Origin of the sequence: Devosia marina, from assembly GCF_009758415.1 — a bacterium.
Lineage (GTDB): Bacteria > Pseudomonadota > Alphaproteobacteria > Rhizobiales > Devosiaceae > Devosia > Devosia marina.
In genome coordinates, this window is record NZ_WQRF01000002.1 from 627,910 (window position 1) to 636,889 (window position 8,980).

Annotated in this window: 7 protein-coding genes; 5 read left to right on the forward strand and 2 right to left on the reverse strand. The window is 61.6% G+C overall.

All coding sequences use genetic code 11. From position 1 onward, the window contains the following. Window positions 1-11 precede the first annotated feature (11 nt). The 5 genes from prfA to GO014_RS10980 all read left to right on the forward strand — a co-directional run bounded on the left by prfA (window position 12) and on the right by GO014_RS10980 (window position 6,205). The gene (gene prfA / locus GO014_RS10960; protein WP_157290336.1) at window positions 12-1,088 is read left to right on the forward strand and encodes a peptide chain release factor 1; all 1,077 of its coding nucleotides are present in this window, start codon (window positions 12-14) and stop codon (window positions 1,086-1,088) included. Window positions 1,089-1,102: 14 nt separating this feature from the next. Further along, window positions 1,103-1,960 (forward strand): peptide chain release factor N(5)-glutamine methyltransferase, encoded by an 858-nt coding sequence (prmC, locus tag GO014_RS10965; RefSeq protein WP_343030916.1) that lies wholly within the window; start codon window positions 1,103-1,105, stop codon window positions 1,958-1,960. Window positions 1,961-2,304: 344 nt separating this feature from the next. Beyond that, a complete protein-coding gene (locus GO014_RS10970; RefSeq protein ID WP_157290337.1) occupies window positions 2,305-2,913 on the forward strand; it encodes a DUF4167 domain-containing protein in 609 nt (202 codons plus the stop codon). A gap of 232 nt (window positions 2,914-3,145) precedes the next feature. Continuing rightward, window positions 3,146-5,761, forward strand: a complete 2,616-nt coding sequence (gene clpB / locus GO014_RS10975) for an ATP-dependent chaperone ClpB (protein ID WP_157290338.1) — start codon at window positions 3,146-3,148, stop codon at window positions 5,759-5,761. A gap of 132 nt (window positions 5,762-5,893) precedes the next feature. Beyond that, complete coding sequence (locus tag GO014_RS10980; RefSeq protein ID WP_246204545.1) at window positions 5,894-6,205, forward strand: VOC family protein; 312 nt, start codon at window positions 5,894-5,896, stop codon at window positions 6,203-6,205. 46 nt (window positions 6,206-6,251) lie between these two features. On the opposite strand, the gene GO014_RS10985 is transcribed toward GO014_RS10980, so the two are convergent. Both GO014_RS10985 and GO014_RS19000 read right to left on the reverse strand, forming a co-directional pair. After that, window positions 6,252-8,216: a M23 family metallopeptidase gene (locus GO014_RS10985; protein WP_157290339.1), complete on the reverse strand. Its 1,965-nt coding sequence runs from the start codon at window positions 8,214-8,216 to the stop codon at window positions 6,252-6,254. 414 nt (window positions 8,217-8,630) lie between these two features. Then, the coding region (locus GO014_RS19000) for a hypothetical protein (protein WP_210252440.1) at window positions 8,631-8,980 on the reverse strand (350 nt) is incomplete at its 5' end.

Here is an 8,980-nt window from a genome sequence, read left to right on the forward strand (position 1 = left end):
AAAGACCAAGAATGCCTAACCTGCCCCAGGACAAGCTCGACGCCCTCGAAACGCGGTTTCAGTACATTGAAGCAGCGCTCAGCGGTGGCGCGAGCCCGGACGAGCTGGCCAGGCTCTCCAAGGAGCATTCAGATCTCAGCGAGATCGTGGGCGAAATCACCGCTTACAAGAAGGCCCTCAAGGATCATGTCGAGGCCGAGGCGCTGCTGAAAAGCGGCGACAAGGAAATGGCCGAAATGGCCGAAATGGAAATCGAGGCGCTGGACGAGACCATCGAACAGCTCGAACAATCGATCCGCATCATGCTGTTGCCCAAGGACGAGGCGGACGAGAAATCCATTATTCTGGAAATCCGCGGCGGCACGGGCGGCGATGAAGCCGCATTGTTCGCTGGTGATCTGTTCCGCATGTATGAACGCTATGCGGCCTCACATGGCTGGAAAGTGACGGTGATGGAAGAGAGCCCCGGCGAGATGGGGGGCTTTAAAGAAATCATCGCCAATGTGTCGGGCAAGGGCGTCTATGCCCGAATGAAATATGAGAGCGGTGTGCACCGGGTGCAGCGTGTGCCGGCGACCGAGGGTTCGGGCCGTATTCACACCTCGGCCGCGACAGTGGCGGTGCTGCCCGAAGTCGAAGACATCGACATCGAGATCCGCAACGAGGATATCCGCATCGATACAATGCGCGCCTCGGGCGCCGGCGGGCAGCACGTCAACACCACCGATTCGGCGGTGCGCATCACCCATATCCCGACCGGGCTGGTGGTGACTTCCGCCATGAAGTCGCAGCATCAGAACCGGGCCCAGGCGATGATCGTACTGCGCTCAAGGCTCTATGAGATGCAGCGCGAGGAACGCGACAGCGCCCGTTCGGCCGAGCGCAAGGGACAGGTGGGGTCGGGTGATCGTTCCGAGCGCATCCGCACCTATAATTTCCCGCAGGGCCGTGTCACCGATCACCGCATCAATCTCACGCTCTATAAGCTCGACAAGGTCATCACCGGCGAAGCGCTGGATGAACTGATCGAAGCGCTGATCACCGAACACCAGGCGGCCCAGCTCGCAACCATGGAGCAGGGCAACTGAGCGATCCGGTTAACATCGGCGCGCTCTGGCGTGGCTGGCGCGATGTGCTGGGGCGGCTTGGTTTTGAAACCGCTGCGCTCGACGCCAAATTGCTCACCGGCCATGCGCTGGGTTTGGACGCGCTATCCCTGGCGACACGCGAACAGGAGCCGGTCGCCGAGGCGGATGCCGAGCGGGTGGCTGCGCTCCTGCAACGGCGGGTGGGCGGGGAATCTGTGGCGCGCATTATCGGCGAGCGGGAATTTTTCGGGCTCGCCTTTTCCCTCAATGCGGCGACGCTGGAGCCCCGGCCCGATACTGAACTTGTGGTGGAGCTGGCGATCGAGGCGCTGCCGCAGGGCGGGAGCCTGCTCGATCTGGGGACCGGCACCGGGTGCATTCCCATTGCCGTGCTGGCCAACCGCCCTGATGCCATGGGGCTGGCGACCGATATCAGCGGCGAGGCGCTGGAAATGGCGCGAACCAATGCGGCGCGGCATGGCGTGGTGGATCGATTGGGGTTTGCGCGGGGGAACTGGTTCGAGGCGCTGTCCGCCAATGGGGAAAGCGTGAGAGAATTCGATCTCATCGTCTCCAATCCCCCTTATATCACCAGCGCGGTGGTCGAGACGCTGGCACCCGAGGTGAAGGATTTCGATCCGCGGCTGGCGCTGGATGGCGGGCCGGACGGGTTGGTCCCCTATCGAGTCATTGCCGCACAGGCGTGTGGGTTCCTGGTGCCGGGCGGTAAGGTGCTGATGGAAATCGGCTATGATCAGGGCGACAGTACAAGCGCGCTATTCGCCGAACACGGTTTTGCCGATATTGTCGTTCATAAGGACCTCAATGGCCTTGATCGTGTGATTTCAGGGCACCACTTGAAGGACAAGTAGAGCGTCCGATTTGGACAAAGCGCAGTTTGTGCTAGTCAAACCGGCCCGAAGCGGTTAGTTTGTAGCTGCTGTCAATGGCGCATCATGGGCGCCGCGGCGATCACACCCGACCCAAAATGCAGTGAGCTGCTAGTGCAGCGCGGTTCCGAAAGACCGGGACGACGCGGGGGACGGGATGGACTTGTCCAGGGTCGCTGCCGACCGCATTCGGTCTTCATGAAGCCAGACGAGATTCCGCCCGGTGCGCACTTACCGCCGACGGAGTCAGGGCCAGATCGGGCCTTTTGCGCCGGTCCGCCCATTGATGTGACGCTTAGCTTTTTAGAGTTAGACAAAGCGACCCGATGAGACCTAATCAGAACAAGAACCGGCAGCGTGGCCGGAACGGCGGACGCAAACATGTCAATCCGCTGTCGCGCAATTATGAGAGCAACGGACCTGACGTGAAGGTTCGCGGCAATGCCTCGCATGTTGCCGAGAAATACATGCAGCTCGCCCGCGACGCTCAATCCTCTGGCGATTCGGTGATGGCAGAGAATTATCTGCAGCATGCCGAGCATTATTTCCGCATCGTTTCCTCTGCCCAGCAGGCCATGAATGGTCCGCGCGACGGACAGAACCAGGACGAGAACGAGTTCGAAGATGACGGCAATGACGTCAATTCGCGCTTCTCGTCGCCGCAGCCCCCCCAACCGGCCCAGCAGAACAATGACAGCGAAAGCGAGCAGGCCCCGGCCGCTGCCGAGGCGGGCGACAAGCCCGGTGAGGATGCCGCTGCAGCGTCGGCCGACGGTGAGGGCGATCAGCCTGCCCGCAAGCCGCGCGAGCGCCGCCCGCGCCGTCGCCGCAATGCTGGCGGTGAGGCGGGTGCCGCACCGGCCGAGGCCAGCGGTGCGCAGCCTGAGCCAGCGCCGGAACTGCCGGCCTTTCTGACAGGCAATGCTGCCGAATAAGGCGCGTTGAAGACCATCAAATGCCGGGCCCGATGCCCGGCATTTTTGTTGGCAACCAACGACACCGCCTTGCCAGGTGGAGATTCTCCTCTCGAGCCCCTTCTGTTCGCGCTTGAATGACCTACATCTAGGTCGGACGATGCGCCAATATGGGCATGGTTCGAACGACGCTTCCGACGTCATGCCGGTGCCTTTGCTGGGCCGGGTGGCGGGCGAGACAAGGAGAGTTGCATTGAATATCGAAAAATATACCGAGCGGGCGCGCGGCTTCATTCAGAGTGCTCAGACCGCGGCGCTGGGTAAGGGCCATCAACAGTTTTCACCGATCCACCTGCTTAAGGTGCTGCTTGATGACGATCAGGGCATGGCCAATGGGCTGATCAGCAAGGCCGGGGGCGATCCCAAGGCTGCACGGGCGGGTGTCGAGGCGGCTCTCAACAAGATTCCGAAAGTCTCCGGCGATGCCGGGCAGCTTTATCTCAGCCGCGAGCTGGCCAAGGTCTTTGACACCGCCGAGCAGGCGGCGCAGAAGGCCGGCGACAGCTTTGTCACGGTTGAGCGGCTGCTGCTGGCGCTGGTGATCGAGAAGGACAGCGACGCCGGCAAAGTGCTGAGTTCGGCCGGAGTAACCGCGCAGGGGCTCAACACGGCCATCGAGGAAGTCCGCAAGGGCCGGACCGCCGACAGTGCGTCTGCAGAAAACACATATGACGCGCTCAAGAAATATGCACGCGACCTGACAGCAGATGTGCGTGAAGGCCGGCTCGACCCGGTGATCGGGCGCGACGAGGAAATCCGCCGCACCATTCAGGTGCTGAGCCGCCGGACCAAGAACAATCCGGTGCTGATCGGCGAACCGGGGGTGGGCAAGACGGCGATTGCCGAAGGCCTGGCTATCCGCATCGTCAATGGCGACGTTCCGGAATCGCTTAAGAACAAGAGCCTGCTCGCGCTCGACATGGGTGCATTGATCGCTGGCGCGAAATATCGCGGCGAGTTCGAAGAACGGTTGAAGTCGGTACTTTCGGAAGTTCAGGCCGCCGAGGGGCAGATCGTCCTGTTCATTGACGAGATGCATACGCTGGTCGGGGCGGGCAAGAGCGAGGGCGCCATGGATGCGTCCAATCTGCTCAAGCCGGCTTTGGCGCGCGGCGAGCTGCATTGCGTGGGTGCTACCACGCTGGATGAATATCGCAAGCATGTCGAAAAGGACCCGGCCCTGGCCCGGCGCTTCCAGCCGGTCTTCGTGTCCGAACCCACGGTTGAAGACACTATTTCGATCCTGCGGGGCCTCAAGGAAAAGTATGAGCTGCATCACGGCATTCGCATTGCCGATTCGGCGCTGGTGAGTGCGGCGACGCTGTCGAACCGCTATATCACCGACCGCTTCCTGCCCGACAAGGCCATTGATCTGATGGACGAGGCGGCGGCGCGGTTGCGCATGGCGGTCGACAGCAAGCCCGAAGCGCTGGACGAGCTGGATCGCAAGATCATGCAGCTCAAGATCGAACGCGAGGCGCTCAAGAAGGAAACCGATGAAGGTTCCAAGATCCGGCTGGAACGGCTCGAGCATGACCTTGCCGGACTTGAAGAGCAGGCACAGACCCTGTCGGCCAAGTGGCTGGCGGAAAAGGAACGCCTGCAAGGTTCCACCAAGATCAAGGAAGAGCTCGACGCGGCCCGAAGCCAACTTGAAATCGCCCAGCGTCAAGGCGACTTGGCCAAAGCCGGCGAGTTGGCCTATGGCGTCATTCCGGATCTGGAAAAGCGGCTTGCCACTGCTGATGATGGCGATAGCGACGGCAAGCCCGATGCGGTTATGGCCAGGGAAACGGTTGAGTCCACCGATATCGCCCAGGTGGTGTCGCGCTGGACCGGTATCCCCGTCGACCGCATGCTGGAAGGCGAGCGCGAGAAGCTGCTGCACATGGAAAGCTCACTCGGTGCACGGGTCATTGGCCAGGCCGAGGCGGTCGCCGCTGTTGCCAAGGCGGTGCGCCGGTCGCGCGCTGGCCTGCAGGACCCGAACCGCCCGATCGGCTCGTTCATGTTCCTTGGGCCCACAGGCGTGGGGAAGACCGAATTGACCAAGGCGCTGGCGCAGTTCCTGTTTGACGACGAAACCGCCATGGTGCGGCTCGATATGTCCGAATTCATGGAGAAGCATTCGGTCGCCCGGCTGATTGGTGCCCCCCCGGGCTATGTCGGCTATGACGAAGGCGGGGTGCTGACCGAAGCCGTGCGGCGCCGGCCCTATCAGGTGATCCTGTTCGACGAGATCGAAAAGGCCCATCCCGACGTCTTCAACGTGTTGCTGCAGGTGCTTGATGATGGCCGGTTGACCGATGGCCAGGGCCGTACGGTGGATTTCCGCAATACGGTCGTGATTCTCACCTCGAACCTGGGGGCCGAATACCTGGTCGAGCTCAAGGATGACGAGCCGGTGGACCTGGCCCGTGGCAAGGTGCTCGACGCGGTCAAGGCGGCGTTCCGGCCCGAATTCCTCAACCGGATCGACGAGATCCTGCTGTTCCACCGCCTTGGGCGCGAACATATGGGCAATATCGTCGATATCCAGTTCGGGCGGCTTGAGGCCCTGCTCAAGGATCGCGATATCGCCCTTGAGTTGACGCCCGAGGCGCGCGAATGGCTGGCCAATGAGGGCTACGATCCGGCCTATGGCGCCCGCCCGCTGAAGCGCGTCATTCAACGCGCAGTTCAGGATGAACTGGCCGAGGAGATTCTCTCGGGCAAGGTCAGCGATGGTGACCGGGTGCTGGTCGACGCCACCGAGAGCGGCATCGTGCTTCGCCCTGGCGAATTGCCGGAGGCCGGGGCAGCGGCGTAGCCGTCTGCCGATGCCGAGCTAGCGGAAAGGGGCCGGTGCGAAGACCGGCCCTTTTCACGTCAGGCTTGCAAATGTGTGAGGCGCGCAATAGAACATAATGAGAACAAGCAGCGGGGAGTGCTGGAGTGGAAGATGACCGATCGCATCGACTATATCGAGTTTCCTTCGTCCAATAGGCCGGCCACGAGCGGGTTTTTCCGCGCCGCTTTTGGCTGGGGTATTGTCAGCTATGGACCCGACTATGATGGGCTGGACGGGGCGGGCATAGATGGGGGCGTGGATCAGGCGGCCGAACGCGTCCAGGCCAGCATGGCGGTTGTCCGCACCGAGGATTTGGACGATGCCGAGCGGCGGGTGATCAAGGCCGGTGGCGTCGTGACCCGCGCCCAGTTCGACTTTCCCGGCGGGGCGGCGGTTCCATTTCCGCGAACCAGGTGGGAATGAACTGGCCGTCTATGTGGCGCGGCCGGAATAGAGCCCGTGGCCGGCCCTAGTTTGACTGAGCGACTGACACGGGCGCGGGCTCGCGAGCCATCAGATCGTTGATCTGGGCGATGGTCTGGTCGAATTCGTCGCGATACTGCGCGGCAAGAACGTTGTCCTTGGGCAGCTTGACGCTGAGCGGGTCGACCAGATTGCCGTTGATCTTGATTTCGAAATGCAGATGCGGGCCGGTCGATTGGCCGGTCGAGCCGACATAGCCGACGACCTGGCCCTGCCGTACGCGGGAGCCCACACCAAGGCCTTCGGCAAATCGGGACATGTGGCCATAGGCCGTTTCATAGCCATTGACGTGTTGGATCTCGACCTTGTTGCCGTAGCCAGACTGCCACTTGTAATAGCTGATCACGCCATCCCCCGAGGCATAGATCGGGGTGCCGGTGCGTGCGGCCAGGTCGACGCCGGTGTGAAGCCGGCGCGTTTTGAAGATGGGATGGATGCGATAGCCAAAGCGCGAGCGCAGCGTGCCACCGCCTTCAAGCGGACGTCGGTTGAGGAAGCGCTTTCCGGTTTCCCCATCGGGATCGTAGAAGTCGACCACGCCATCATCGGTGGTGAACCGATAGAGCTGGCGGGTGGTGCCGGACAGCGTCAGCCCCACATAGAGCAATTCTTCTTCTGTACCGTCACCGGTATCCCCGGTTTCGAGGATTTCGATGGTGTCGCCCGCCGCAACGCGTTTGGTCATATCGATATCATAGGCGAACATGGCGATGATGCGTTCGATCGTAGCATCGTCCAGATCGTGTTTGCGCCCGGTCTCCCAGATGGAGCGATAGATGCTGGGCAAGTTGCCGACATTGATCTGTTCGACATCTTCAGCCGGGAAATCCACCCAGTCAGGCTGCAGGCCAACGACATATTGTCCGTTGTCGCTCAGCGCCACGGTGGCGATGTGCCGATCTCCCGGCGCGCCTTCGGGCCGGTAGATCGACATGCGATAGGGCACAAGGCTGCTGGCGCCACTGCTATGCGGCCCATAGAGAATGCGCAACCGAATGCCGGCCGGCAGTCCCGCCGCAGGCATCAGATTGGCCAGCGTGCGCTCGATCATGCCGACCTGAGCCCGCGTAAAGCCATTGCGGACCAGGGTATCGGACAGAGGGCCGATTTCGCGTACCGTCAGAAAGCGCTCGGTGCGTCCCAGCGTCTCGCCAGACGCCAATGTCGTCTTGGGGACGACCGTAACGTTCTCGGCGACCCCGGCCACGGCATTGGCTTGCGATGCTGCCAGGTCCTTCAGGGTCGGGGCCAGAGCGGCATAGGCCAGAGCCGGCCCGCCGCCATCGATAGTAAAGGGCGCTCCGACCATGGCGCGCACAAAGTCGGCGGCGCCCTGGTCCGAAATCGTGCGGCTCGGAACGAAGCCGTCTGGCATGGCTGACTGATTGACGGCGACCTCGCCATCGACGTCGGTGCCATAGACATCGGTGGCAATGTCGAGCGCCGCGCTGGTCAGCGGCTGGGCCTTGTTGAGTATACCAACCGGATCATAGCTGGGCACATCCGCCGAGAGCGAGGTGGCAGTGGTGGCCAGGGTCGCACTGATGCGGACAAAAGGCTGATTGCGGATGATCTCGCGGCCGTCAACGATCTGGCGGGTGGCAGCCTCGATGATTTCACGGTCCGAGCGGGTGGCCGCCACGGGACGGAGACGCGAGGTCTTGGAGGTCAGATCGGTCGCCAATGGCTGCTCGACCCGCGGGGCCGCGAGATTGAGTGCAGCATAGGCAGTCGAGAAAGTGTCCTGCCCCTGAAAGGAGACATAGAGAGCGGCGCCCATCAACAGGACACTGGTCAGGCCCGTCAGCACAGTGCCGCTGAGCCATGCGAAGCTGAGCTCGCGTCCCTGCGGGATTTCGCCATCGGTGGACTGGGCGGTCAGCGCCGGACCGTCTTCATAGCCGGTCGCCTGCAGCATGGCCGCATGGCGTCGTCTCTGCGTCGCGTTCAACGCTCCATCCTTCATTAGGGTGGTGGTACTGGTTTCCCTTGCCGGATAAGCCGACATGGACGCCAAGGCGCCGCGCGTAAATCTAGAGTCACGCGCGCACGTTAGCAATGGTTATGCCCTATCACCGAAAAATGCGGCAAAACTGGGGGGCAAGGCCAGTCCCGGCCTGGGCTTGAAATTGGTGGGAGCGGCTCCCATTTTGCATCGGTCGCCGGAAAGGCCGGAAATCACTGGCGGTTTGGTCGAGTTTTCCACATTTGGTCGCGCGGTTCCGGCAGGAAAATGTCAGTTTTGTCATTTGGGGGCTTCCCAAGCGCAAAACCGATCCCTATAACCCGCCCATCGCTGAAGAGCGCGGCGCCAGACGGCGGCGGGCACGGAAGCAAGCCTCTGAAATCAAAAGTAATTTCGGTTTCAGGTTTCGAGTTTCGGCTTCTGACGAAAAACGAAAATAGGTTGTTGACAGACCAAGGCGTCTCGACTACAACCCGCCAGCGCTGACGACGCGAGCACTTGTTGCTCCCACAGTTCGGCGCAATCTGACAGGGCAGACGATCTGCCGGGCAACCGGAGCTGAGATCGTGTTCTCTGAAGGAATTCAGGAAGCAGTGCTTCCATCCGACGTATCAGCCGGTGACGGCGATGGGTCAGCTCTTTGACATTGTGAAGAATTGAAGAAAGAGAAACGTGGACGGCGAGGTTCTTGCGAACTGGTCGGGAAGCAATTCCTGATTGGTTGTAAAAGACTTCGATGGGTGCACGTT